This window comes from Enterobacter sp. SGAir0187 (assembly GCF_002952735.2).
Classification (GTDB): domain Bacteria; phylum Pseudomonadota; class Gammaproteobacteria; order Enterobacterales; family Enterobacteriaceae; genus Enterobacter; species Enterobacter quasiroggenkampii.
Genome location: NZ_CP025034.2, coordinates 3958661 through 3984777, shown reverse-complemented (window position 1 = coordinate 3984777; position 26117 = coordinate 3958661). Strand labels below are relative to the sequence as shown.

The 26117-nt window shown below is 56.7% G+C and carries 24 protein-coding genes and 1 tRNA gene; 6 read left to right on the top strand and 19 right to left on the bottom strand.

Translation table 11 applies throughout. The features are described 5' to 3' along the window. Positions 1-125: 125 nt before the first annotated feature. From CWR52_RS19205 to pdxB, 4 genes are all read right to left on the bottom strand, one after another. Positions 126-785: a DedA family protein gene (locus tag CWR52_RS19205; protein WP_104950449.1), complete on the bottom strand. Its 660-nt coding sequence runs from the start codon at positions 783-785 to the stop codon at positions 126-128. 28 nt (positions 786-813) lie between these two features. Continuing rightward, positions 814-1626, bottom strand: a complete 813-nt coding sequence (truA, locus tag CWR52_RS19200; RefSeq protein ID WP_008502600.1) for a tRNA pseudouridine(38-40) synthase TruA — start codon at positions 1624-1626, stop codon at positions 814-816. Beyond that, positions 1626-2639, bottom strand: a complete 1014-nt coding sequence (locus CWR52_RS19195; protein WP_032646629.1) for an aspartate-semialdehyde dehydrogenase — start codon at positions 2637-2639, stop codon at positions 1626-1628. The genes truA and CWR52_RS19195 overlap by 1 nt, the downstream gene beginning before the upstream one ends. Before the next feature lie 67 nt (positions 2640-2706). Continuing rightward, the gene (gene pdxB, locus CWR52_RS19190) at positions 2707-3843 is read right to left on the bottom strand and encodes a 4-phosphoerythronate dehydrogenase PdxB (RefSeq protein ID WP_104950448.1); all 1137 of its coding nucleotides are present in this window, start codon (positions 3841-3843) and stop codon (positions 2707-2709) included. 113 nt (positions 3844-3956) lie between these two features. Between pdxB and flk the strand changes: the two genes are divergently transcribed. Next, the gene (flk, locus tag CWR52_RS19185; RefSeq protein WP_104950447.1) at positions 3957-4961 is read left to right on the top strand and encodes a flagella biosynthesis regulator Flk; all 1005 of its coding nucleotides are present in this window, start codon (positions 3957-3959) and stop codon (positions 4959-4961) included. Between the two features lie 90 nt (positions 4962-5051). Here the strand turns inward: flk and CWR52_RS19180 are convergent, their stop codons facing one another. Both CWR52_RS19180 and fabB read right to left on the bottom strand, forming a co-directional pair. Beyond that, a complete protein-coding gene (locus CWR52_RS19180) occupies positions 5052-6230 on the bottom strand; it encodes an MFS transporter (protein WP_104950446.1) in 1179 nt (392 codons plus the stop codon). A gap of 208 nt (positions 6231-6438) precedes the next feature. Beyond that, positions 6439-7656, bottom strand: coding sequence for a beta-ketoacyl-ACP synthase I (gene fabB, locus CWR52_RS19175; RefSeq protein ID WP_014832795.1), 1218 nt, complete (start codon positions 7654-7656; stop codon positions 6439-6441). Between the two features lie 158 nt (positions 7657-7814). On the opposite strand from fabB, the gene mnmC reads away from it, so the two are divergent. Then, a complete protein-coding gene (gene mnmC / locus CWR52_RS19170) occupies positions 7815-9812 on the top strand; it encodes a bifunctional tRNA (5-methylaminomethyl-2-thiouridine)(34)-methyltransferase MnmD/FAD-dependent 5-carboxymethylaminomethyl-2-thiouridine(34) oxidoreductase MnmC (protein WP_104950445.1) in 1998 nt (665 codons plus the stop codon). Between the two features lie 494 nt (positions 9813-10306). Here mnmC and CWR52_RS19165 read toward each other — a convergent pair whose 3' ends face one another. The 6 genes from CWR52_RS19165 to prmB are packed head-to-tail and all read right to left on the bottom strand — an operon-like array spanning position 10307 to position 14858. Beyond that, positions 10307-10585, bottom strand: coding sequence for a YfcL family protein (locus CWR52_RS19165; RefSeq protein ID WP_104950443.1), 279 nt, complete (start codon positions 10583-10585; stop codon positions 10307-10309). A gap of 13 nt (positions 10586-10598) precedes the next feature. After that, entirely contained in the window at positions 10599-11144 is a 546-nt protein-coding gene (locus CWR52_RS19160) for an elongation factor P hydroxylase (RefSeq protein WP_104950442.1), read from the bottom strand. Continuing rightward, positions 11144-11953: a sulfite exporter TauE/SafE family protein gene (locus CWR52_RS19155; RefSeq protein WP_045908744.1), complete on the bottom strand. Its 810-nt coding sequence runs from the start codon at positions 11951-11953 to the stop codon at positions 11144-11146. The genes CWR52_RS19160 and CWR52_RS19155 overlap by 1 nt, the downstream gene beginning before the upstream one ends. Further along, positions 11953-12777 carry a penicillin-insensitive murein endopeptidase gene (mepA, locus tag CWR52_RS19150; RefSeq protein WP_023336439.1) on the bottom strand — a complete coding sequence of 275 codons (825 nt, stop codon included), beginning with the start codon at positions 12775-12777 and terminating at the stop codon, positions 11953-11955. The genes CWR52_RS19155 and mepA overlap by 1 nt, the downstream gene beginning before the upstream one ends. Positions 12778-12779: 2 nt before the next feature. Beyond that, entirely contained in the window at positions 12780-13865 is a 1086-nt protein-coding gene (gene aroC / locus CWR52_RS19145) for a chorismate synthase (RefSeq protein ID WP_023312577.1), read from the bottom strand. Between the two features lie 60 nt (positions 13866-13925). Then, positions 13926-14858, bottom strand: a complete 933-nt coding sequence (gene prmB / locus CWR52_RS19140; RefSeq protein ID WP_008502612.1) for a 50S ribosomal protein L3 N(5)-glutamine methyltransferase — start codon at positions 14856-14858, stop codon at positions 13926-13928. Positions 14859-15003: 145 nt separating this feature from the next. On the opposite strand from prmB, the gene smrB reads away from it, so the two are divergent. Beyond that, complete coding sequence (gene smrB / locus CWR52_RS19135) at positions 15004-15555, top strand: endonuclease SmrB (RefSeq protein WP_008502613.1); 552 nt, start codon at positions 15004-15006, stop codon at positions 15553-15555. Between the two features lie 49 nt (positions 15556-15604). On the opposite strand, the gene sixA is transcribed toward smrB, so the two are convergent. From sixA to CWR52_RS19115, 4 genes are all read right to left on the bottom strand, one after another. Next, positions 15605-16090, bottom strand: coding sequence for a phosphohistidine phosphatase SixA (sixA, locus tag CWR52_RS19130; RefSeq protein ID WP_032623034.1), 486 nt, complete (start codon positions 16088-16090; stop codon positions 15605-15607). Between the two features lie 209 nt (positions 16091-16299). Further along, positions 16300-18447 (bottom strand): fatty acid oxidation complex subunit alpha FadJ, encoded by a 2148-nt coding sequence (fadJ, locus tag CWR52_RS19125; protein WP_104950441.1) that lies wholly within the window; start codon positions 18445-18447, stop codon positions 16300-16302. Next, the gene (gene fadI, locus CWR52_RS19120; RefSeq protein WP_021241580.1) at positions 18447-19757 is read right to left on the bottom strand and encodes an acetyl-CoA C-acyltransferase FadI; all 1311 of its coding nucleotides are present in this window, start codon (positions 19755-19757) and stop codon (positions 18447-18449) included. Before fadI ends, fadJ begins: the two co-directional genes overlap by 1 nt. Positions 19758-20035: 278 nt before the next feature. Next, positions 20036-20320 carry a YfcZ/YiiS family protein gene (locus CWR52_RS19115; protein WP_023336445.1) on the bottom strand — a complete coding sequence of 95 codons (285 nt, stop codon included), beginning with the start codon at positions 20318-20320 and terminating at the stop codon, positions 20036-20038. Between the two features lie 372 nt (positions 20321-20692). On the opposite strand from CWR52_RS19115, the gene fadL reads away from it, so the two are divergent. Next, positions 20693-22015 (top strand): long-chain fatty acid transporter FadL, encoded by a 1323-nt coding sequence (gene fadL / locus CWR52_RS19110; RefSeq protein WP_048029663.1) that lies wholly within the window; start codon positions 20693-20695, stop codon positions 22013-22015. A gap of 44 nt (positions 22016-22059) precedes the next feature. Here fadL and mlaA read toward each other — a convergent pair whose 3' ends face one another. Then, positions 22060-22812 carry a phospholipid-binding lipoprotein MlaA gene (gene mlaA / locus CWR52_RS19105; RefSeq protein WP_104950440.1) on the bottom strand — a complete coding sequence of 251 codons (753 nt, stop codon included), beginning with the start codon at positions 22810-22812 and terminating at the stop codon, positions 22060-22062. A gap of 315 nt (positions 22813-23127) precedes the next feature. On the opposite strand from mlaA, the gene CWR52_RS19100 reads away from it, so the two are divergent. Both CWR52_RS19100 and CWR52_RS19095 read left to right on the top strand, forming a co-directional pair. Further along, positions 23128-24057 (top strand): formate/nitrite transporter family protein, encoded by a 930-nt coding sequence (locus CWR52_RS19100; RefSeq protein WP_104950439.1) that lies wholly within the window; start codon positions 23128-23130, stop codon positions 24055-24057. Between the two features lie 75 nt (positions 24058-24132). Continuing rightward, a tRNA-Arg gene (locus CWR52_RS19095) sits at positions 24133-24204 on the top strand. Positions 24205-24253: 49 nt separating this feature from the next. Here the strand turns inward: CWR52_RS19095 and CWR52_RS19090 are convergent. After that, on the bottom strand, positions 24254-25585 hold the full coding sequence (locus tag CWR52_RS19090) for a VasL domain-containing protein (protein WP_104950438.1): 1332 nt from the start codon (positions 25583-25585) through the stop codon (positions 24254-24256). Positions 25586-25644: 59 nt separating this feature from the next. Further along, the gene (locus CWR52_RS19085) at positions 25645-26115 is read right to left on the bottom strand and encodes a hypothetical protein (protein WP_062936052.1); all 471 of its coding nucleotides are present in this window, start codon (positions 26113-26115) and stop codon (positions 25645-25647) included. Between the last annotated feature and the right edge of the window lie 2 nt (positions 26116-26117).

Genomic DNA, 26117 nt, shown 5'->3' with positions numbered 1-26117 from the left:
ATGCCAGTTTTGCTATAAGAGGCGAATAATGCCATTTTTGCCTCCAACAGACCATGAATGTTGCACATTAAAACATAACAGCCCGAAACTTTGGATAAAAAAGTGGTCGAACCGCCAGTGTGCATTTACTTCGCTTGCTTTGCCGCCGCACGTTTGTGACGAATGATTTCGATAACGCCCGGCAGTACGGAAAGCACAATAATCGCTACAATCAGTAACTTAAGATTTTCCTGAACCACCGGGAGATCGCCAAACAGGTAACCTGCATAGGTAAACAGCAGTACCCACAGCAGCGCCCCCGCAACGTTATACAGGGCAAAATGACGATAGGACATATGCCCCATTCCCGCCACAAACGGTGCAAATGTGCGCACAATAGGCACAAAGCGCGCAAGGATAATGGTTTTTCCGCCATGGCGTTCATAAAACGCATGAGTTTTGTCTAAATAGCTGCGACGGAAAATTTTTGAATCCGGATTACTGAATAACCGCTCACCGAATACGCGTCCAATCGTGTAGTTGACCGCATCACCGACGATGGCGGCAATCACCATCAGCACCACCATAAGATGCACGTTCAGATCGTTGGTGGGCAGCGCCGATAACGCCCCGGCAACGAACAGCAGGGAATCCCCCGGCAGGAACGGGGTTACAACCAGCCCGGTTTCACAAAACAGAATGAGGAACAGAATGGCATAAACCCAGACGCCATACTGCGCGACCAGCTCTGCCAGGTGAACATCAATATGCAGGATGAAATCAATCAAAAAACGAATTACGTCCATATTGTCTAAGCCTTAATTGCACCTTTGTTTAGTCCGCTAAAAACAGCGGACCCATTGGCGGTTTCGGCAGGTCAAACCGATCCGGATAGTCTACCGAGACCAGATACAACCCTTCCGCTTTCGCCGTGGCTGCCGCAAGCGTTCTGTCCTTCGCTGCCAGCAGGTCTGCAATCCAGCTCTCCGGCTGGTGTCCGGCACCCACTTCCATCAGGCTGCCCACAATATTCCGCACCATATGATGTACAAAGGCATTGGCTTTGATATCCACCACCACATACGCGCCAAAACGGCTGACGTTGATGTGCATGACGTTACGCCACGGCGTGCGGGACTGACACTGCACCGCACGAAACGAGGTAAAATCATTTTCACCAATCAGACACTGCGCCGCACGATGCATGCGTTCCGCATCGAGCGGTTCATAAAAATGCGTCACGCCCTGGCTTAACACCGCCGGACGCAGACGCTGATTGTAGATGACGTAGCGGTAACGGCGCGCGGTGGCGCTGAAGCGCGCGTGAAAATCATCCGGCACAGCTTTCACCCAGCGCACCGCAATGTCACCAGGTAAATTCGCATTTACCCCCAGCGTCCAGGCGGCATCCTTACGCACGGCGGTGGTTTCAAAGTGAACCACCTGCCCCGTGCCGTGAACGCCCGCATCCGTACGGCCTGCGCACAGGACATTAATCGGCTCGTTTGCCACCTGAGAGAGCGCTTTCTCCAGCTTCTCCTGGACGCTGCGCACCTCATTCTGACGCTGCCAGCCATAATATTTACTGCCATCGTACTCAATACCGAGGGCAATTTTATGAACCGGCTTTTGTTCCACGTCTGACATCAGTACAGGTACTCCTGCACCAGTTTTTCAGCGATCTTGACCGCCATCAGCGCGCCGCCGAAACGAACGTTGTCGGCAACGGACCAGAACTGGACCTGCTCCGGCATACCGTAGTCGTTACGCACGCAGCCAACGGAAAGATGCGCGCTGCCGGTGGCATCGCCCACCTGAGTCGGGAACTCGCTCTCTTCAGAGAGGACGATATCTTCCCCGCGGCCAAACGCATCGCGCGCCTCTTCTGCCGCGAGGGGACGCAGCGCTTCAAAGCCGACCATCTGCGCGTGACCGTAGAAGACCGGGGACTGCACGACGCTTGCGGAGATCATCAGGCCATCGTCCTGCAGAATTTTACGCACTTCATCGACGATACGACGCTCTTCGCGCACGGAGCCCTCGCGGTCCGGCAGCAGCGGCAGCATGTTGAACGCAAGCTGGCGGCCAAAGAAATCATCTTCGTCAATCGGAATGCCGTTCAGCAGCTTCGCGCTCTGCCCGGCCAGGGCGTCAACGGCCTTTTTGCCGTTTGCGGACGCGGACAGCAGGCTGGTGACGGTAATGCGCGACAGGCCGCCGTCGTCGATCAGCGGTTTCAGGGCGGTCAGCAGCTGGCTGGTCAGGCTGTTCGGTACCGCAATGACGTTACGGTTGCGGTAATCAGCCAGCACAAACGGGTTCACGTCCGGCACAACCAGCGGCACATCCGGCTCCATGGAGAACAGGCCGCTCAGGTCGATGACCAGGCAGCCTGCGTTGGTCGCCTCTTCAACGTACGCCGCAGTGGCTTCAGCGCCTGCGGCGAAAAACGCCAGCTGCGCCTGCGTCCAGTCGAACGCCGCCGCATCCTGAACCATGACGGATTTACTGTTAAAACGCAGATGCTCACCCGCGCTATCGGTACGCGCCAGCGCATAGATATCGCCCACCGGGAACTGACGCTCAGCAAGCGTTTCGAGCAGGGCTTCGCCCACGGCACCCGTGGCACCTAAAATGGCAATGTTCCAGCCTTCAGACATGGTGGTTTACTCCAGAAATAAAAAAGCGTCCCTGTCGGAGTATCCGACAGGGAGCATTAAGAAGACATTAATGCGCCGGGTGATGAACGGCGTTAAACCCCAGCTTATGCAGCAACGTCGCCGCCGAGGCGTCATCGCACATGACATACAGGGAAGACCACTCGCGGCGCTCAACGTAGTGCTTGCGCAGCTTATCAAACTCACCCGGGATCCCCGCCACTTTACGCAGCAGCGCATCATCGCGGCGCACATCATACACCAAATGCACCAGCCTTTTCAGCGTTGCCTGATCGAGCGGGCCGTGAAGGGTAATGCGGCCAAATTCAGGCGCGGGGAGTAAGGTATCCAGCGCCACCTGCTGCGGATGACCGATAAAGGCGCTGTAGGCCTCGAAGACCTGCGTTGTGCCGCGGGCTTTCCCTTCGAGGGTATAACCGGCGATATGTGCGGTGCCCACGTCCACCTTGTTAAGCAGCTCAACGTTGAGGTCCGGCTCCGGCTCCCAGACGTCCAGCACCACGCTGAGATCTTGTCCTTCGTTCAGACACGTCAGCAGCGCGGCGTTATCGACTACCGGACCACGACAGGCATTTATCAGAATAGTGCCAGCCTTCAGACGGCGAATGAGCGCCTCATCGGCAAGATGCAGCGACTTATACGGCCCCTCTTTAAACAGCGGCGTGTGGAACGTCAGCACGTCACACTGTTCAACCAGCTCGTCCAGCGAGCGTAAATCCCCGTCATCGCCATTGTCTTTGCGCGGCGGATCGCACAGCAGCGTGCGGATCCCTAACGCTTCCAGGCGCTTTTGCAGGCGCCCGCCGACGTTACCCACGCCGACAATCCCCACGGTGCGGTCCTTCAGCGCAAACCCGTCGCGCTCGGCCAGCATCAGCAGCGAGGAGAAAACGTATTCCACGACGGCAATCGCGTTACAGCCCGGCGCGGCGGAGAAACCGATTCCGGCCTGCTTCAGCCATTTATCATCCACATGATCGGTCCCTGCCGTTGCGGTCCCAACGAACTTAATCGCCTTACCGGCGAGCAACACCTCATTTACTTTGGTTACCGAGCGCACCATCAGGGCGTCGGCGTCGTCCAGTTCGTTGACCGGGATTGGGCGACCAGGAACAGCCTTAACGTTACCCAGGCGGCTAAACAGCTCACGGGCGTAAGGCATATTTTCATCAACGAGGATTTTCACGTCTGAGTACCTGTTTGAGAGGAAGAAAACCTGGCAAGTGTGCCATAATCTGGCCGCCAGGCATATACGTCTGCCAGGTTTACGCTGAGTTTTGACTTTAAGGATTTTTGACGATGCAGCCCATTTCAGGTACGCCGCCACGCCCTCCGGGTGAAGGCCCTGTCACGCCAAACGTTGCCGGTGAACAACCGCTATCCACGCAACAGCGCACCGTGCTGGAGCGACTGATCACGCGCCTGATTGCGCTGACTTCGCAGCAAAACGCGGAAGTCTGGGCCGGGGTGAAGCATGATTTAGGCGTGAGGAACGACGCACCGCTGCAGTCACGTCATTTCCCCGCTGCCGAGCAAAATCTGAACCAGCGTATTACGACCGCGCAGCAGAACCACACCACGCGCCAGATTGTTTCTCAGTTGACGGAGCTGCTGGGCCAGGGAAATAACCGCCAGGCGGTGAGTGATTTTATTCGCCAGCAGTATGGTCAGACCGCGCTGGGCCAGTTGACGCCCGATCAGCTCAAAACCGTGCTGACGCTGCTGCAGAACAATCAGCTGTCGATTCCGCAGCCACAGGTGCGCCCGGCGACCGAGCGTCCGCTGCTGCCCGCCGAGCACAATACGCTCAAGCAGATGGTGACCAAGCTGGCCGCGGCCACCGGCGAGCCGACGAAGCTCATCTGGCAATCCATGCTGGAGTTGTCCGGCGTGAAGGCGGGTGAACTGATCCCGGCCAAACAGTTTACCCATCTGGTGACCTGGCTCCAGGCACGCCAGACGCTCAGCACCCAGAGCGCCCCTACCCTGCATACTGTCCAGGCCGCGCTGAAACAGCCGCTTGAGCCGCACGAGTTCGAGGTGATTCGGGATTATGCGCAGCAGAACTGGCAGGCCACGCCGCAGACGGTACTGACTACCGCGCAGGTGCAGGATCTTCTCAACCAGATCTTCGTTCGCCGCGCCGAGCGCGAAGGCGGCGTGCCGGAGGTGAGAAATGTTCAGCCGATTTACAGCCCGCTGTTTGCGCCGGTCGTCGAGACATTCAGAACGCTCTCTGCGCGTCCGGGATTGATGTTTATTGCACTGCTGATTGCGCTGGCGATTTTCTGGCTGGTTGCCTGATATTTTGCCCGGTGGCGCTGCGCTTACCGGGCCTACAACGGCTTGAACCGTAGGTCGGGTAAGGCGCAGCCGCCACCCGGCAACAACGACTCACGTTCTGCGAAACGCCACCAGCGTCACCACGATCCCCACCACCGCGGAAACCGCACCGGCCAGGAAGACGGACGGATAGCCAAACGAGGTCGCTAACAGCCCGGCCAGCGGCCCGGTAACGCCGTATGAGATATCCTGAAATGCCGCATAGCCGCCGAGCGCCGTCCCGCGCACCTGCGGGGCCACGCGCTTAACCACTTCAACGCCCAGCGCCGGGAAGATCAGAGAACAGCCGCAGCCGGTCAGCGCCGCCCCCAGCAGCGCCACGGATGCCACGGGCGCATTCCACAACAGCAGAAGACCGATGGTTTCAATGACCAGCGACGCCACCGCCACCTTCACACCGCCGAAGCGATCCGGCATCCAGCCAAAAAGCACGCGCATCAGCACAAACGCGCCCCCAAACGCGGTAAGCGTAAAACCGGCCATCGCCCAACCACGGCTCATAAAATAGAGCGAGACGAACGTCCCTATTACCGCAAAACCCACGCCCTGCAGCGCCAGGCCCAGGCCCGGCTGCCAGATTTGGCCGACCACGCTCCACAGGGAAGGACGCTCGCCTTTATGCGCGGGTACCTTACGCACCGAGCCGTTAAACGCCCATGCCACCAGCGGCAGCGCCATGGTGGTGGCAGCCAGCGCCGCAAAACCAAACTGGCTGTTGATCAGCAGGCCAAGCGGTGCACCGGCGGCCAGCGCGCCGTAGATGGCCATGCCGTTCCAGGACATCACCTTGCCGGAACGTGCTGGTCCCACCAGCCCCATTCCCCAGGTCAGGGTGCCGGTCAGCAACTGGCTTTCACCGAAGCCAAGAATTAAACGGCCCAGCACCAGCAGCGCAAATTTATACGCCGCGTCGACCGGCAGAAGTGCCGCCAGCAGCCAGGCGCCGCCCGCCAGCCCGCAGGCAAACATCCCCTGCAACGCCGAGCGTTTTGCACCGTGCTGATCCGCCAGCCGTCCGGCGTAACCGCGGGTTAATACCGTGGCTAAAAACTGAATGCCCACGGCAATGCCGACCATGGTGTTGCCATAGCCCAGCTCCTGATGAACGAACAGCGGGATCACCGGCAGCGGCAGGCCAACGGTCATATAGGTCAGGAATATCGCAAAGGCGATACGGAACAGCGAGACGTTCGCTGAAGGGGTTGTTTCTGTTTGAGTTACTGCAGTCATGCTTTACTCCGAAATGAAGAGTAAGGCGGGGAAATGCCACGCCCCCTCTACCTGATTATCAGGATTAAGGTGCGTTGGTTGACGTTAAACGCTTACGCATTATCGTGAGGATAATGTTGAGTGGTGAAGTTTGCCTGTGAGATCAGCTGCTTGTCAATGCATAAAAAAAGGGAGCCTTATGGCTCCCCTTCTGAATCAAACATAAAACTTATGCTTTCAGCTTACGCATGACCAGCGTGGCGTTGGTGCCGCCGAAACCGAAGCTGTTGGACATGACGGTAGTCAGCGTCGCTTCCGTTGGTTTGGTCACGATGTTCAGGCCAGCAGCCTGCTCGTCCATCTCTTCGATATTGATGCTTGGGGCGATAAAGCCGTTTTCCAGCATCAGCAGAGAGTAGATCGCTTCCTGCACGCCAGCCGCCCCCAGAGAGTGACCGGTCATGGCTTTGGTCGCGGAGATCGCCGGGCTGTTGTCGCCGAAGACTTCGCGGATCGCACCCAGCTCTTTCACGTCGCCTACCGGCGTAGAGGTACCGTGAGAGTTCAGGTAGTCGATTGGGGTGTCAACGCCGTGCATCGCCATCTTCATGCAGCGCACCGCGCCTTCGCCGGATGGCGCAACCATGTCGGCGCCGTCAGACGTTGCACCGTAGCCCACGATCTCAGCATAAATGTGCGCACCACGTGCCAGGGCGTGCTCCAGCTCTTCAACCACAACCATACCGCCGCCGCCCGCGATGACGAAACCGTCACGGTGCGCATCGTAGGTACGGGAAGCTTTGTCCGGAGTCTCATTGTACTTGGTGGACAGTGCGCCCATCGCGTCGAATTCGCAGGCCATTTCCCAGCCCAGCTCTTCACCGCCGCCAGCAAATACGATGTCCTGTTTACCCAGCTGGATCTGCTCAACAGCATTACCGATGCAGTGCGCGGAAGTCGCACACGCAGAGCTGATGGAGTAGTTCACACCGTGGATTTTGAACGGGGTCGCCAGGCATGCGGAAACCGCAGAACCCATGGCTTTAGTCACCACGTACGGGCCTACCGCTTTCAGACCACGCGGGCTACGCATTGCGTCAGCACCAAATACCTGCGCTTTAGATGAGCCGCCGGAACCGGCGATCAAACCCACGCGTGGGTTGTTCTGATAAACCTCTTCACTCAGGCCGGAATCTTTGATTGCTTCCTGCATGGAGAGATAAGCATAAATAGAGGCATCGTTCATGAAACGAACCACTTTGCGGTCAATCAAACCGGTGGTGTCCAGTTTGACGTTACCCCATACGTGGCTACGCATACCTGAATCTTTAAACTCTTCAGAGAAAGTGATCCCGGAGCGTCCTTCACGCAGAGATGCCAGGACTTCCTGCTGGTTATTACCGATGCTGGAAACAATGCCCAGGCCAGTAATCACTGCACGTTTCATTCAATACCTCTGTAAGTCGCACTATAGTAAGTTTCGAGTCGCACAATAGCGTACACTTGTACGCCGAACAAGTCCGATCAGACATTTTCTGCGGAAATTTGCACCGATGGACTCACATCGTTAAGATCGTGCCACTGCCTGTCAGACGAGTAACTTACGTGAAACAAAACGCTATACAACCCGCCAACCTCGAATTCAACGCTGAGGGTACACCTGTTTCCCGAGATTTTGATGATGTCTATTTTTCTAATGATAACGGACTCGAAGAAACTCGCTATGTTTTCCTCGACGGAAACCAGCTCAGCACCCGCTTCCCGGCGCACACGCGGAGCCTGTTTGTGGTCGCGGAAAGTGGATTCGGCACCGGGCTCAATTTTTTAACCCTCTGGCAGGCGTTTAACCAGTTCCACGCTGCACACCCTGAGGCTACGCTACAAAGATTACATTTCATCAGTTTCGAAAAATTCCCGCTCACCGCGCACGATCTGCGGCTTGCCCACCAGCGCTGGCCGGAGCTTGCACCCTGGGCGGAGCAGCTTCAGGCGCAGTGGCCGCCCCACATCGGCGGCTGCCACCGTCTGATTCTGGACGGCGGACGCGTGACGCTGGATTTATGGCTTGGCGACATCAATGACCTGACCGATACGCTCGATGATTCGATGAATCAGACGGTGGACGCGTGGTTCCTGGACGGCTTTGCCCCCGCCAAAAACCCGGACATGTGGAGCCAGCACCTGTTTAACGCGATGGCGCGGCTGGCTCGCCCTGGCGCAACGCTTGCCACCTTCACCTCGGCGGGCTTTGTCCGCCGTGGGCTGCAGGAGGCGGGCTTTACCATGCAGAAGACCAAAGGCTTTGGCCGCAAACGCGACATGCTGGTCGGCAGGATGGATCAGACGCTGGACATCCCCGCTCAGACGCCCTGGTTTGCGCGCCGCGCCAGCGTATTGCGCGACGTGGCGATCGTTGGCGGCGGGATCGCCAGCGCCCTGCTCTCGCTCGCGCTTCTGCAGCGTGGCTGGCAGGTCACGCTCTACTGCGCTGACGACGCGCCCGCCAGCGGCGCGTCCGGCAACCGTCAGGGGGCGCTCTATCCGCTTTTAAGCGCGCACGACCCGGCCCTGTTCCAGTTTTTCCCGGCGGCGTTTACCTTTGCTCGTCGCCTTTACGACGCCCTGCCGGTGGCGTTCGATCATGACTGGTGCGGCGTCACGCAGCTTGGCTGGGATGAAAAGAGCCAGCAAAAAATCACGCAGATGTTGTCGCTGGGTCTGCCGCAGGAGATTGCTCGCGCGGTGAGCGCGCAAGAGGTGAAAGACACCGCTGGCGTGGAAACCGGGTGTGGGGGCATTCAATATCCGCTCGGCGGCTGGCTGTGCCCGGCTGAACTGACCGCGGCGGTCATTGCCCTGGCGCAGTCGCGCGGGCTGACGGCGCATTATGCTCACACCGTTGAATCGCTGAGCCGAAGCGAGCGCTGGAATCTGCGTTTTGCGGATGGCAAAGCGGTAAGCCATGCCAGCGTTGTGCTGGCAAACGGGCATAACATCAACCAGTTTATCCAGACAGAAACGTTGCCGGTTTATCCGGTCGGCGGCCAGGTGAGCCATATCCCGACCGCGCCTGCGCTCGGCAAACTGCGCCAGGTGCTGTGCTATGACGGCTATCTGACGCCGCAAAATCCGTCTAACGGCCATCACTGCATCGGGGCCAGCTATCATCGTGGCGAAACGGAGATGCACTACAGCGAGGCGGATCAGTTGCAGAACCGCCAGCGCCTGATTGACTGTTTCCCGGATGCGGCGTGGGCGCAAGAGGTTGACGTTAGCGAGGGTGACGCGCGCTGCGGCGTGCGCTGCGCCACCCGCGATCATCTGCCGATGGCGGGCAACGTGCCGGACTACGAGGCGACGCTTGCGGCCTATGAGGATCTGGCTGAACACCAGGAAACCGCGGTGGCCTCACCGGTCTATCCAGAGCTGTTTATGCTGGGGGGACTGGGTTCCCGCGGGCTGTGCTCTGCCCCGCTGCTGGCTGAAGTGTTAGCCGCGCAGATGAGTGACGAGCCGATTCCGCTGGACAGGGTTACGCTTGCGGGGCTGAATCCGAATCGCTTGTGGGTACGGAAACTGCTGAAGGGGAAGAAGGTTAAGTAGGATGCGGTCAGGTGCCCTCAACCGTCCCTCTCCCACAGGGGTGAGGAATCCCCAGTAATTTTATACCTGAAGCGATGCATGTGACTTCAGGAAAATGAATGGCTTACAGCGATGCCCTGGTCCGGCTGTAAATCGCTGAGGCGTTTCCTGTAGGCCGGGGCGAGGCGCATGGATGCGCCGAGAGGGCGGGCTTTACAGGGACGTTACCTCCGCCCGTCCCCGAAAAGCCGGAAGGAATAAGCCGAAGGCACCGCGAAGCGGCGATTTACCGCCGGGAGCCCGGGTCGCCAGGGCGGTGGCGATTGAGCCGCCCTGGCACGTTCACCGGCCATGTCCTTAAAGAGTAGCAAGGAACATAAAGTGAACGGAATGACCACCAGAGCCGTATGTTCCCCCTCACCCCAGCCCTCTCCCTCAAGGGAGAGGGGGTCGTCCGTGCTGGTATTATTTTGTGGGGATTCCTCAGCCCACAGGGAGAGGGACGGGTGAAACATTTACTTCGTTTTCGCCTGCCGGAACAAATTGTCCCACATGCCCAGCACCAGTGACTGGTCGCGCGGAGAGAGCTCCCCGGCCAGAATGGCTTTTTCCAGGCTGCGGGTCACTTCAGCGTGAACGGCGTAGGCAGAGTGATCGTCACCCGCTTCCAGCTCGGCTACCGCGAGCGTCAGGTGACCACGCAGATAACCGCTGGCGAACAGCTCATCATCACTGGCGTGTTCCACCATGTCATCAATTAACGCCAGAATGCGTGATTCAAATTCTGCGATCATCTTCTTTCCTCTGTTAAAGATCTTCCGGCCAAGGGAAGCATTCCGCCGTGATAACCGGCGTGTGGTAATAATTCTGTAAGGCCTCAATCAGGCGTGCTGGACGTTCCGCGATGCCTTTCTCAAGATATTCCATCACCTGCGCATGCACGCGGCGCTGGAAGACGATACGGTCTGGCTCGAAGTCGCCTTCGAGGTTGTCACAGCTCACGTTGAACGGGAAACCCGCCGCGACGCAGAATAGCCATTCCAGCGCCTGCGGCTTCACTTCCACATCTTCAAACTGCCCCTGCGTGGCGGCGTCACGTCCGTCCGGGCAGTACCAGTAGCCGAAGTCCACCAGCTCGCGCCGCGCTTTCCCCGCAATGCACCAGTGCGAAATCTCGTGCAAGCCGCTGGCGTAAAAGCCGTGGGCAAAGACGATGCGGTTATACGGAACCTCGTCATCAGCAGGAAGATAGATCGGTTCGTCGTCGCCTTTAATCAGACGGGTATTAAAATCGTCAGCAAAACAGCCGTCAAAGATCTCAATCAGCTGTTCGTATTTATGCGTACTGTTCATTAGTGCATCCCCAACCAGGTGAGGATCTCCTGTCCATGGCTGTCATAAAGAAGTTTGGCGCTCATTACGGCCGAGACGATGACGATCATCGGGCGAATAAGTTTTTGTCCTTTGCTTAACACCAGACGCGAACCCGCGCGCGCGCCCAGGAACTGTCCTGCCATCATCACGAATCCGGTTGCCCAGATGACCTTGCCGCCAATGATAAACAGCAGCAGACCGCCGAGGTTCGACGTCGCGTTGAGCACTTTGGCATGAGCGGTCGATTTGGCGAGGTTAAACCCGGCCAGCGTCACGAACGCCAGCGCGTAAAACGAGCCTGCCCCCGGGCCGAAGAATCCGTCGTAAAAGCCGACGCAGCCCCCGGCAATCAGGGCAAACGGCAGGCCGTGCAGACGACGCTGGCGGTCTTCCTCACCGAGCTTCGGCATCAGCAGGAAATAAAGCCCGATGCAGATGACCAGAACCGGCAGGATCTGGCGCAAAATATCCGACTGCACGTGCTGAACCAGCAGCGCGCCCGACGTGGAACCAATAAAGGTCATCAGGATATTGAGCTTCTGGTCGGCCAGGCTCACCACCTTGCGGCGGATAAAATAGAGCGACGCTGAGAGCGAGCCGCCGCAGGCCTGCAGCTTGTTGGTGGCAAGCGCCTGCGCCGGGCTCATGCCTGCCGCCAGCAGCGCGGGTACGGTTAATAACCCGCCGCCGCCCGCAAGGGCATCAATAAAACCGGCCAGCATGGCCACGAAGAACAGCACCACCAGCAGCAGCGGTGACACCATAAACAGATCGACGAAATTATCCATTAAAGTACATGCTCATCCAGTAGCGCCTGGCAGGAAGGCGGCAACGGAGGCGGTGTCTTCTTCTCAGGCTTAGAGGTTCCAGGTTTTGCCGGTTCAAACCAGCTTTGCAGTTCCGCACCACAGCCATCGCCTGGCGGCGGAAGCGGCTGATCTTCACATTCCAGGCTGTTCGCCGGGCAGCGCAGGCGAACGTGCATGTGCGCGCGATGCTGGAACCACGGGCGCACTTTGCGCAGCCAGTCGCGGTCCGTTCCGGCATCCAGGCAGAGCTGCTGCTTGATGGCCGGGTTGACGAAAATCCGCGTGACGTCGTTATCTTCTGCCGCCAGCTTGATCATGCTGGAGACCTCCCGCGTCCACAGGGACGGCACAACGCGCTTGCCGTCGCTCGCCACCAGATCCAGCGCCTGCGGCTTCAGCAACTGGGCAGACGTCCAGCGCGCTTTCGGCAGCTGCAGGAAGATATCAACATCCAGTCCGGTCTGGTGACTGGCGTGGCCACCGTTAAAACGACCGCCGGCAGGCATCCCCATATCGCCAATCAGCATCGTACCCAGCCCCAGGTTATGCACCTGGTTTCCCAGACGCTGAATAAACAGCACCAGATCCGGGTGGCCAAAGTAGCGACGCTGGTCGGTACGCATCACCTGATAGGTATCAGACTGAAGAGGCAGCTCCTGGGCACCGACGATACAGCCGTTGGAAAAGGCGCCAATGGACTGCGCGCTCCCTGCCACCGGGTGGGTGATTTTTTGCCATGGCGTCGCAGCCAGACTGGCTCCACTGGCGAGCAGCGCCAGCAGAGCAATTGCGGTTTTTTTCATGTTTACCAGCGTGGAATGGTGGTCGTCACATCCGCATTCTGCGCGCGCTGGCGCAGGAAGTGATCCATCAGCACGATCGCCAGCATCGCTTCTGCGATCGGCACCGCGCGGATCCCCACGCACGGATCGTGACGTCCTTTGGTGATCATCTCAACTTCTTCGCCATCGCGGTTAATCGTGTGGCCCGGTACGGTAATGCTGGAGGTTGGCTTCAGCGCGATGTTGGCAATAATCTGCTGCCCGCTGCTGATACCGCCCAGAATGCCGCCCGCGTGGTTGCTCTGGAAGCCCGCCTTCGTGATTTCGTCGCGGTTCTGACTGCCGCGAAGCTGAACCACGTCAAAGCCGTCGCCAATCTCTACGCCCTTCACCGCGTTGATGCTCATCAGCGCGTGGGCGATGTCGGCGTCGAGACGGTCAAATACCGGCTCGCCCCAGCCAGCTGGGACGCCGTCGGCCACCACGGTCACTTTCGCGCCAATGGAGTCGCCCTCTTTTTTCAGACCGCGCATCAGTTCGTCCAGCGCCTCCAGCTTGTCGGCATCGGCGCAGAAGAACGGGTTTTGTTCAACCTGATCCCAGTCTTTGATCGCCAGCGGAATGTCGCCCATCTGGGTCAGACAGCCGCGGATAACGATGCCAAATTTCTGCTGCAGGTATTTTTTCGCAATCGCTCCTGCCGCCACGCGCATCGCGGTTTCACGCGCGGAAGAACGTCCGCCACCGCGATAGTCACGGAAGCCGTACTTTTGTTCGTAGGTGTAGTCGGCGTGGCCCGGACGGAACACGTCTTTGATGGCACCGTAGTCCTGGGAGCGCTGATCGGTGTTTTCAATCAGCAGACCGATGCTGGTGCCTGTAGTGCGTCCTTCAAAGACGCCGGAGAGAATTTTGACCTGGTCCGGCTCGCGACGCTGCGTGGTGTAGCGAGAGGTGCCCGGACGACGGCGGTCGAGGTCGTGCTGTAAATCGGCTTCGGTCAGTTCGATGCCTGGCGGTACGCCATCAACGATACAGCCCAGCGCCAGCCCGTGCGACTCGCCAAAGGTGGTCACACGGAATACCTGTCCAATACTGTTTCCTGCCATCACGGCTCCGATGTTGTTGTTTGTGTTTGAGCGTTGTGAAACGGGCCGAAGCCCGCTGGATTAATCTTTATAGATGCTGAAGTGTTCGCGCGCGTCGAGCAGCTGCGCTTTGGTCAGCATAAAGACGCCGTCACCGCCGTTGTCGAACTCAAGCCAGGTGAACGGCACATCCGGGTACTGCTCTATCAGATGTACCATGCTGTTGCCCACTTCACAAATCAGAACGCCGTCGTCGGTCAGATAATCCGGCGCGCAGGCCAGAATACGGCGGGTCAGCTTCAGGCCGTCAGATCCTGAGGCCAGACCCAGCTCCGGCTCATGACGGTATTCGTTCGGCAGATCGGACATGTCTTCCGCATCAACGTACGGCGGGTTGGTGACGATCAGATCGTACTGCAGCGTCGGCAGATCGCGGAACAGATCGGAGCGAATTGGCGTGACGTGATGGATCAGTCCGTGCTCTTCAATGTTGTGCTCGGTCACGGCCAGCGCGTCGGTGGAGATGTCGACGGCATCGACCTCCGCTTCCGGGAAGGCGTAAGCGCAGGCAATGGCGATACAGCCGCTGCCGGTGCACATATCCAGGATGTGCTGCGGCTGATGGCCGATCAGGCCTTCAAAGTGGTTGTTAATCAGCTCACCAATCGGCGAGCGCGGCACCAGCACGCGTTCATCGACATAGAACTCGTGGCCGCAGAACCAGGCTTTGTTGGTCAGGTAGGCGACCGGGATGCGTTCGTTGACGCGGCGGATCACGCGCTCAACGATGCGGTGTTTTTCGCTGGAGGTCAGGCGCGCGGTGCGCATGTCTTCTGGAATATCCAGCGGCAGATAGAGTGAAGGCAGCACCAGCTGTACGGCCTCATCCCACGGGTTGTCGGTACCGTGACCGTACCAGATATTGGCGGCACTGAAGCGGCTAACCGACCAGCGCAACATGTCCTGTATGGTATGCAGCTCGTTTACTGCTTCATCGACAAAAATTTTATCCACTCTTTCCTCCAGGGCATGCTCGCATAATTTTCGGCGGCTAGTTTGCCATGAAGACGGCGATAAATCAGCAATGACGCGTACCGCTTGAGGTTAAAAAATGCGTTTAGTCGGGTACACTATCGGAAATACGAGATGAGAATGACGAATGAAAAAGAAAACATCGCTCAGCGAGGAGGATCAGGCACTCTTCCGCCAGCTAATGACCGGGACGCGGAAAATCGCGCAGGACACGATTGTTCATCGCCCGCAGCGTAAAAAAATCAGCGAAGTCCCGGTCAAACGGCTGCTGCAGGAGCAGGCGGATAACAGCCACTATTTTTCAGATGAATTTCAGCCGCTGCTCAATACGCAGGGTGCGGTGAAGTACGTGCGCGAAGACGTCAGCCATTTTGAACTGAAAAAGTTACGTCGCGGAGATTATTCGCCGGAGCTGTTTCTCGATCTGCACGGTTTAACGCAGATGCAGGCAAAACAGGAGCTGGGGGCATTGATCGCCGCCTGTCGCCGCGAACATGTTTTTTGCGCCTGCGTGATGCACGGCCACGGTAAGCATATCCTCAAGCAGCAGACGCCGCTGTGGCTGGCTCAGCATCCACACGTGATGGCGTTTCATCAGGCACCCAAAGAGTACGGCGGAGATGCCGCCTTGCTGGTGTTGATTGAAGTAGAAGAGTGGCAGCCGCCAGAATTACCCTGACAGGATGGCGGGAGGCCTGTTTTGCGCCCCCGCACAATCACACGTCACGTCAGATGGCTTTTGCCATCCTCAGGTTGCACGGACTCATTTGCCAGTTAAAGACACCTTTACCCGTTTCGTCCAGAGACACATTGGCAATGGCGGATGTTGTGAACATCGGCGGCGTTTCGCCCGGGCACAGCTCAGACACCAGATAGCCAACCAGTGGCAGGTGGGAAATGACCAGCGCAGACGCAACACCTTCATTGCACAACGCCTGAAGATAGGCACTGACAAGGCCTACATCGCCACAGGGGGTGAGTTCAGGAAGAACATCCACGCTGGCCGGCAGGTTCATGCACTCCCCTACCACCTCCAGCGTCTGTTCAGCACGCAGGAACGGACTCACCAGAACGCGTTCGATGTCCACTTTTTGACCTTTAAGCCAGGTCGCCATCTGACGAGATTCGTCGCAGCCACACACGGTCAAAGGACGTACTGAGTCACTGGCGGCATCGAGTGCCGCGTCGCCGTGACGCATGATAAAAACTTGCATATTGCACCGCTTTTGTTAACCAGAATCACCGGCGTTAACTACCCGCGATAAATGCTGAGAGGTAGAAAACCCGATGGCCGGGCATTGTGCCTGATCCATTCGGTGAATGAAACGCTGTTTTTTACCTCAATGGCGTAAGTATAGTCAATCTCTGTTTACAAAATCGCCAGAACAGGTTCATTCACCTCAGGATTTACCCTTCTTTGACCTCAGCTTACGAGGACAGTTTCCCTTGCAGGCCAAAATGTCTGGCCCCGTTCCACCATCTGCAATAATTCGTCACACGGTGTAAAGCGTGGACCATGTTGCGAAGCCAGACGTTGCAGGATAGCAACCACTTCACCCGCGCCGAGCGTATCCATGTAACGGAACGGGCCGCCAAGGAACGGCGGGAAACCTATGCCAAATACCGCGCCGATGTCGCCATCGCGCGCGCTTTTGATCACCTGCTCACCAAAGCAGCGCGCCGCTTCATTGAGCATCATCATCACGCAGCGTTCAGCGCACTGAACGGCGGACAGTTTTCCCTGACCGGTGGTTGAAATAAGCCCATAAACCGAAGGGTCGACCTGTTTCTTGCTTTTACGCCCTTTCGCGCCGTAAAGATAGAAACCGCGTTCATTTTTTCTGCCTTTGCGATCGTCCTTCAAAATTGCAGAAACAATGTTTGCAGGTGGGCTAAAACGATCGCCATAAGCCGCCTCCAGTACAGGTATAATTTTAGTGCCGGTGTCTATTCCCACCTCATCCAAAAGTTGGATTGGGCCCACGGGGAAACCAAACTTTACCAGCGCCTCGTCGACGTGCTCGATCTTCTCGCCTTCCGTCAGCAGCCGCATGGCTTCATTAATGTAGGGCGCCAGAATGCGGTTGACGTAGAAGCCGGCTTTGTCTGCGACCACGATCGGCGTTTTACCCTGCTTCTTCGCAAGTTTGACTACTGTGGCGATGGTTTGCGGACTGGTAGTCTCGTGTGGAATAACTTCCACCAGCGGCATTTTTTCTACCGGGCTAAAGAAGTGCAGCCCGATCACCTGCTCCGGACGCGCGGCTTTCGCCGCGATATCGCCAATCGGTAATGACGACGTGTTAGAAGCAAAAATGGTATGCGGGGCGCAATGTTGCTCGACATCTGCCACCATCTGCTGCTTAAGGGCCAGATCCTCAAACACGGCTTCAATCACCAGATCGCGATGCGCAAAACCGCTGTAATCCGTTGTGCCGGAGATCATCGCCAGGGTTTTATCACGCTCGCTTGCCTTGATATGGCGGCGCTTGACCTTTTGATCAAGGTTCTGCCAACTGTACTGCAGCGCGTGGTTGATTCCCTTAGGATTAATGTCTTTGATGCGTACAGGCAATTTGCCTTTGCTTGCGGTAACAAAAGCGATACCGCCGCCCATGAGTCCTCCACCCAGCACGCCAATGGCACGCAGCGGCGCAGGCGATGCCTCGCTGCCCGGGTCTTTTTTCACCTCAGTGCTGGCGAAGAAGATGCTGCGCAGCGCCTGTGACTGCGGCGTCATCGCCAGTTCGCCAAAGGCTTTGGCCTCTGCGGCATAGCCGCTGCTGCTGCCCTGCGACAGCCCGGTTTCGATCACGTCAAGGATCCGCTTTGCCGCCGGGTAATTGCCTTTGGTCTTTTGTTCGGTCTTTTTGCCCACCATGTTGAACAGAAGCGTTCTGCCCAGCGGGCCGGCCAGCACGCGCTCGCGAACCGGCAGAGGACGTCTTGCCTGACGCCCTTTCAGCGCAAGCTCAACGGCGGCCTCCAGCAAAATGGACTGCGGCACGACGTCATCGACCAGACCGGCTTTCAGCGCCTGACGGGCACGCAGCTGTTTACCGGTTAAGATCATCTCCAGCGCCGTGCTGACGCCCACCAGGCGCGGCAGACGTTGCGTTCCGCCGGAGCCAGGCAGCAGCCCCAGCTGCACTTCAGGCAGGCCCAGAATGGTTTTCGGATCGTCGGTACATATACGGCTATGGCAGGCCAGCGCCAGCTCCAGCCCACCGCCCAGACACGCCCCGTGGATCGCGGCGATAACCGGGATCGGCAGGCTGTTGATCTCCGCCATTACCTGCTGGCCCTGACGCGCCAGCTCTTCGGCTTCCAGCGCGCTTTGCGCCCGGGCGATCATGTTGATATCGGCCCCGGCGATAAAGTTATCCGGCTTGGCAGAGATAAACACCAGGCCGCGAATGGCTTTGTTCTCGCGGATCTGCTTTAGCATCGCGCGCACCTGAACGCCAAATTCGGCCTTCAGGGTATTCATCTTTTCATCAGGCACATCAATAGTGATAACGGCCACGTTATCGAGGCGAACCGTCAGATTAAATGCAGATGGCATATCCATTATTCAGCCTCCAGAACCATTGCTGCGCCAAGGCCGCCCGCCGCACAGGCGGTTACAAGGCCAAACCCGCCGCCACGGCGACGGAGTTCATGTAATGTTTGCGTGATCATTCGCGCGCCGGTGGCGGCAAACGGATGACCGTAGGCGATAGAGCCGCCCAGTACGTTGAATTTACTCTGATCCACTTCGCCTGTGGCATGGGCGCGGCCCAGCACATCGCGTGCGAAACGCTCGCTTGCCAGCAGCTGGACGTTTGCCAGGGTTTGTGCGGCAAACGCTTCGTGCATATCAATCAGGGTTAAATCAGCCAGCGTCAGCCCCGCGCGATCGAGCGCCAGCGGCGTGGACCACGCCGGACCTAACAGCATGTCCTGCCAGACGTCAATGGCGGTGAAGGCGTAGCTGCGTAAATAGCCCAGGGGAGTAATGCCCAGCTCCTTCGCACGGGATTCGGTCATCAGGATCACGGCGGCAGCCCCGTCCGTCAGCGGCGTACTGTTCGCCGCCGTCACGGTGCCGTGCTTGCGGTCAAACGCCGGGCGCAGTTTGGCGTAATCCGCCAGCGTTGAGGTGCCGCGAATATTGTTATCTTCCGCAAGCGGTTCGCGATAGGGCGGAATGTAGGCGGTCATGACCTCGTCGGTCAGCTTACCTTCCGACCAGGCTTTTGCCGCAAGCTGATGCGAGCGATGCGCCAGCGCATCCTGCTGTTCTCGGGTAATGCCGTAGGTTTTCGCCATCTGCTCGGCGGTATCGCCCATGCGCAGGCCGGTGGAATATTCCGCTACGGCAGGGGGGACAGGCATCAGATCGCGCAGACGTAAACGCGAGAAGAGTTTGAGCTTCTGACCCGTCGTACGGGCTTTGTTGGCATCGACCAGGATACGCGCCAGCTTTTTACTGACCCCAATCGGCAGTACCGAAGAGGAGTCCGCTCCACCCGCTATCCCGGCGCGAATGGTACCCGCCATCAGACTTTCGGCGACGTTCGCCACGGCCTGGAAGCTGGTTGCGCAGGCGCGGCTGACGCTGTAGGCGTCGGTATGAACATTCATCCCGGTACCGAGGACGATTTCCCGCGCAATGTTGGGGGCTTCAGGCATCTGCACGACCTGGCCAAAAACCAGCTGTTCGATGACCTCCGGCGGAATTTCGCTGCGAGCCAGCATCTCCCCCACTACCATTTTCCCCAGGTCGACGGCCGGTATGCCATGAAACGCCGTTGCCTGACGCGCAAATGGCGTGCGCAATCCACTGACGATGGCAATGCGATCGCCCTGACGGGTAATAAGCGGTAATGCCTGACTCATAACACTCCCCTGTAAAAAAATTTTCGCAAACGCAAAGTGGTCTGACCTGATAATAGTCTTAACCATTTTTTTACATTCAGCCAATCGGGGAAACGAAAAAATGCGAGCTAAAACACAGAGAAGAAAAAGAAAATGCCCCTGCATGGCAGGGGCATTTGTGCGGTGTGTTGCCGGGTGCGCAAGGTAAAAGCAAAACGGTAACCCGTAGGTTACCGTTTTTAATGTTTGCGCCCTCTCCCGTGGGAGAGGGTCGGGGTGAGGGCATCAGGCCGCAGAAATTAACGCAGACCCAACTGGAAAATCAGCGTTTCTGCTTCGCAAGCGAAAACAAAGTCGATGTCCAGCTTCACGCCGCCTTCCACTTCGGTAAAGGTCGACTTGATTTCACACGGATCGGATTCAACATCACGCGCACGCTTGCTCAGCGCGGCCAGGGTCTCTTCCGCTTCGGCGCGGTTGGTGAACACACGGCTGTAAGACGCGGTGCAATCGGTGTTGTCCATGATGGTCCCAACATCCATACAGCAGCAAACCGGGGTTTCATCAGCACTGCATTTACTCATAGCTCAATTTCCTCTGTATTCGCGCAACGCGCGAGATAAACACGATGCTGCTATTTTACGCCCCGGCTCGGGCTCTCTCCAGCCGTTAATGGCGCAAAATCGGATAAGTGACCAATATCACACTAAAAAATGATCTAAAACAAAAACCACCCTTTTGGATGAGTCGCGATGGTCACAATTTTGCCAACCAGATCTCGTTTCACGAAACATGTTTGAAAATATTAATAAACAAACTTGCAACATTCAGGCTGGTCGGACCTATACTCTGGCCACTGGTCTGATTTGTCTGTCATACCTCAGACCCTACACTTCGCGCTCCTGTTACGGTATGTAACAATTATTGAATAAAAATAACTCAATGAGGTTATGGTCATGAGCCAGAAAACCCTGTTCAACAAGACTGCGCTGGCAGTCGCAGTGGCACTCGTCTCCACTTCCGCATGGTCAGCGGGCTTTCAGTTAAACGAATTTTCTTCCTCTGGCCTTGGCCGCGCGTATTCGGGGGAAGGTGCGATTGCGGATGATGCGGGTAACGCGAGTCGTAACCCTGCATTGATCATGATGTTTGATCGTCCGACCTTCTCTGCTGGTGCGATTTTTGTTGATCCAGGCGTTGATATTTCAGGTCGTTCTCCGACGGGCGCCAGCCTGAATGCGGATAACATCGCGCCAACAGCATGGGTGCCAAACCTGCACTTCGTCGCGCCAATCAATGACCAGTTTGGCTGGGGTGCCTCCGTGACCTCTAACTACGGTTTAGCGACCGAGTTTAGTGATAACTATGCCGCAGGGGCGTTTGGCGGTAAAACCGACCTGGAAACTCTGAACCTCAACCTGAGTGGTGCTTACCGTCTGGATAACCACTGGAGCTTTGGCGTTGGCTTTGATGCTGTATATGCCAAAGCGAAAATCGAACGTTACGCGGGAGACCTGGGCAAAGTCGTTGCTGGCTCAGGTGCACTGCCGCCTGCTCTGGCGCGTCAAGTTGCGGGCATCCCGGCAGACACTCAGATCGCTTATCTGAAAGGTGATGAGTGGGGCTTTGGCTGGAACGCTGGCATCCTGTATGAACTTGATAAAAACAACCGTTACGGATTTACCTATCGTTCCGAAGTTAAAATCGATTTCGATGGCGATTATAAGAGTAGCCTGCCTTCTGCCTATAACCAAATCCTCGGCAACTTCGGCCTGCCGATGGGTACCAACGGCAGCACCACTGGCGGTTCTCTGAGCCTGCACCTGCCGGAAATGTGGGAACTGTCAGGCTATAACAAAGTGGCACCGCAGTGGGCAATTCACTATAGCCTAACCTATACCAGCTGGAGCCAGTTCCAGGAGCTGAAAGCAACCAACAGCAAGGGCGACACGCTCTTCTATAAAGATGAAAGCTTCAGAGACGCTTACCGCATCGCGCTGGGGACCACCTACTATATGGATGATAACTGGACGTTCCGTACCGGTATTGCCTTCGATGACAGCCCGGTACCTGCCGACAAGCGTTCCATCTCTATTCCGGATCAGGACCGCTTCTGGCTGAGCGCAGGCGCGACCTACGCCTTCAACAAAGATGCCTCAGTTGATGCCGGTATCTCTTATATGCACGGGCAAAAAGTTAACTTCAAGGAAGGTCCGTATGAGTTCTCTTCCGAGGGTAAAGCCTGGCTATACGGCATGAACTTCAACTACGCGTTCTAATCGTACTGGAATCAAAAAAGGTGAGCATTGCTCACCTTTTTTATTTACTCGGAATCGATATCTTTTAGTTCGTTTTCGATAGCCTTCGCGTTTGGATTCTCTTCCGGCTTCAGCTTACCGCCGTTGGCAATAAAGTCATGATTCTGGAAGTACGCTTCACGCACCATAATGTACGGGTCAGAAGACTGGCGCAGCAAACCGTCAGAGTCGAGCAGTTGCGCACGTGTTTCAATCCCTTCCACCGTCCATTTACCTATCGACAGCGGCCAGGTCAGCCACGACAGAACCGGATACAGCGTATCGACCATATCACCGCCATCATCACGCACGGTGAAGCTGCCATAGAACGGCAGATGAACGTAAGGGCCGTAGCCGACACCATAATGCCCCAGCGTACTACCAAAACGGTGCGGCTGTTCACGCTGCAGTTTCGGGTTCGCCATGCCAGCGACGTCAATAAAGCCGCCCATCCCCAGAATGGAGTTCAGGAAGAAGCGGGTAAAGTGCACCATCCCCTGATACGGGTCGCCCTGCAAGAAGTAGTTCACCATTACCGCAGGCTCTTCGAGGTTGCTGGTAAAGTTACTTAACCCGTTACGCGCGGGTTGTGGAACATAATCGCGCCATGCCACTGCCACCGGGCGAACCACATACGGGTCCAGCACGTTGTAGTTGAAGCTATACATGGAGCGGTTAAATCCTTCGAGAGGATCGGAGCGTCCCGTTTGCTCCCCGGAGCTGGCGCAGCCCACAAGCATCGTCGCGCCCAGCGCAAGCGCCGACAGCCGAAGTTTCATAAATATCTCCCTGTTCAGTATGGCTATCGTTGATTGCCATCCGTAACGGAGCCGTTGACGCTCCGTCTGTAAACGTGCAAGCGATTGTAACAGCACGTTTACCGATGTCTATGAGCACAATTACGGGCAGTAACCACCGTGACTCTGATCTCAGCATAGCCTGGCTTTTGGAATTCGTTTCGCTGGCAATTTTATAATGTCTTTGAAAGAGATGTATCACCTTTGTTGTCATTGCCGCCAATTTAAGAGCATCCCCACAGGCATCCCGACAAAAGCCGCTACGCTTAACAGAAAGATCAACCTCCGGGAGCAGATATGAAAGAAGTGGGCGAAGAAAAGATTGGCGAGAGCAATGAGGAAATTGAAATTGAAAGCGAGGAGAAAGCGCGCGGCGAGAAAATAGAAATTGATGAAGATCGCCTGCCTTCCCGCGCGATGGCCATCCACGAGCATATCCGCCAGGACGGTGAAAAAGAGATGGAGCGCGATGCCATGGCCCTCTTCTGGTCAGCTATCGCCGCTGGGCTCTCAATGGGCGCATCTCTGCTTGCGAAAGGGATATTTCATGTGCAACTGGAGGGTGTACCCGGCGGATTTTTACTGGAGAACCTCGGCTATACCTTCGGCTTTATTATTGTCATCATGGCTCGCCAGCAGCTGTTTACCGAAAATACGGTGACCGCCGTTCTGCCTGTAATGCAAAACCCTACCCTCGGCAACTTCGGTTTATTGATGCGTCTGTGGAGCGTCGTCCTGCTGGGTAATATCATTGGCACGGGCATCGCGGCCTGGGCGTTTGAATACATGCCGATCTTTGATGAACCCACCCGGGACGCGTTTGTAAAAATCGGCATGGATGTGATGAAAAACACGCCGGTGGAGATGTTCTCGAATGCCATCATCTCCGGCTGGATCATCGCCACAATGGTCTGGATGTTTCCTTCAGCTGGGAGCGCCAAAATTGTGGTGATTATATTGATGACCTGGCTGATTGCGCTGGCTGATACCACGCATATCGTGGTCGGTACCGTGGAAATACTGTATCTGGTCTTTAACGGTACGCTTCACTGGAGCGATTTTTTCTGGCCGTTCGCCCTACCGACGCTGGCGGGTAACATCTGCGGCGGAACGTTTATCTTCGCACTGTTAAGCCATGCCCAAATCCGTAACGACATGTCGAACAAACGCAAAGCTGAGCTTAAGGCACGGGAAAATGATGATAAATCGACAAAAAAACCGTCCTGAATGGTGACTCTTTGAGCAGTCAGGCGGCGATGCGCTTAACGCACAGTGTAAATAAGGCTATACTCGTGCCGCCTCGTCCCCTTAGTTAAATGGATATAACGAGCCCCTCCTAAGGGCTAGTTGCAGGTTCGATTCCTGCAGGGGACACTTTGACCTCCACGCGTTGTTGAACACATTCGCCTGTCTACCGCAGAATTCACTGCGAAGAAGAATCCCGTTTTATTTGAGCGTAACGCGTTGCCAGCTGTTTAAGACGCAACTCCAGCTGGGTCTTTTCGGCTTCAGGAAGCACACCGCCTGCTGGATGCTGTGACAGGCGTCTGAGTTGTTCTTCAGCCGGTATTGTTTGGTTAAATGACTGTATAGTCGAAAAAACCACCGATTTAAGCTCACTCACCGTGATATATTTTCCTTTTTGCTCATCCAGACTACTCAGCCGAAGGCTCAGTTGCTGAAGCTTCATCATTCCCTGGTACCAGCTGTTCATGGCATCAACAGGCAACGCTGCCGCGTTAAATTTTTGCTGCCACTGCACGGCGAGCGGCTTCGCCTCCTCCGGCCGCACTGTCTGGAGTTGCGCTAACAGCTGAAGGCTGTAGGAAATATTCCAGTCAGGGGGCAGCTTATCCAGTCGGGCAAGCTGCTGCTGCGTTTCTGTGATAAACGTGGACGATAAAGTGCCTCGCTGTGCTAACGCCTCTTGCTGAGCAGGTGTAAGCGCTTCAGGTAACGGCGCCAGCGAGGCAACAGCCTGCGTAGTTAAGGGATCAGGTCTGGACAGAAAGCCCCCTCCCCACGCCGCGGCGACGCAGACCACCAGCATAGAACACATCCCGGCGACAAAGGGCTTCCATGGTCTGACCGACCCGTGCGCTGTCGTAAGCCCCTCTGCATCAGGCTGAGTCTCCGGCTGCACAACATAGACCCATTTCACTTCGTCAACCGGCTCTGCCCTTTCCTGAGGTATTTCGCAACCGGGCATCATGCGTGCATTCTGATCTGATGCGTCATTACTGCTTTCCAGCCGTTCAGCATTCGAACGTATCATTGTTCGTAACGTATCGAACTGGCTTAGGTGTTTCAGTTCAAAGCGCTGGAGCACCGAACTCAGCCGGGCAAGCAACGCTTCAGCACGATAAAGCTCACTTAGATGGCTGTTGTTGAGTGGAAGCATACGCATGCGCTGCTGCAGTCGCTGGCTCAGGCCGGTAAGGATTTCCAGACGAGTATGTAGCGTCTTCGGCCAGAAAACGACCCACTGATGTCTAATCAGGGCCTCCAGAATCGCCAGCCCTTCGTTCAGGCCAGCCAATCCAGACAGGTGAGTCCGGGCAAGGGTGAACCAGGCCGCAGTCTGCAACTCCACACCGTTTTGTTCAAACAGAGAGAGACAGCGTTTTTCGACATATTGCCAGTTCACATCCGGGCGAGCAGGATGCGTCAGCTTGCTGAGCTCATCGCGGAGGGCGGCGTAATCTGGCAGCGTACGCGGGTCGCCGCCGGTTTTTAACGTTATATGTGTGGTCATCCTGGAGGGCCTGCATATCCGTGTCGGTTAATGACTAATTAAAGGAATAAATGTTATCGCTATGGCAGCAGCGCAAAAATCAGACCGTAAAAAATACCTTCATCAAATAGTTGTCCTGACCGGGATGAGGTATCAGGGGGAGTAAAGATCCAGCCATTTAGGTTCCCCACCCGCATGAACAGGCGCCCTTGAGAAATCACCTTATTCCCGGAACAGAACGTCACCTCGACACAACCGGCGACGCCCTGTCCATACAGAAAGATCGGCATAAATTTGACCGCCCGGCTGTCATAGCGCAAAACGATACCGGAAATCTCAAAAGCACCGCCCTCCACCAGCAGATCCGGAACGGATACGGTCAGTGGCTCCACATTCAGTCCCGTATCCGTCAGCCACGCGTCCATTTGCTCCTGAAGCTGGGCCATTCGCTGGCGAAACTCTGCAATATCAGCCTGACTCTTACTGATGGCAGGAACAGGTGCAGGTTGGCGTGCCTGCAACTTCTTCAGGAACTGTAATTTTACAGACATGA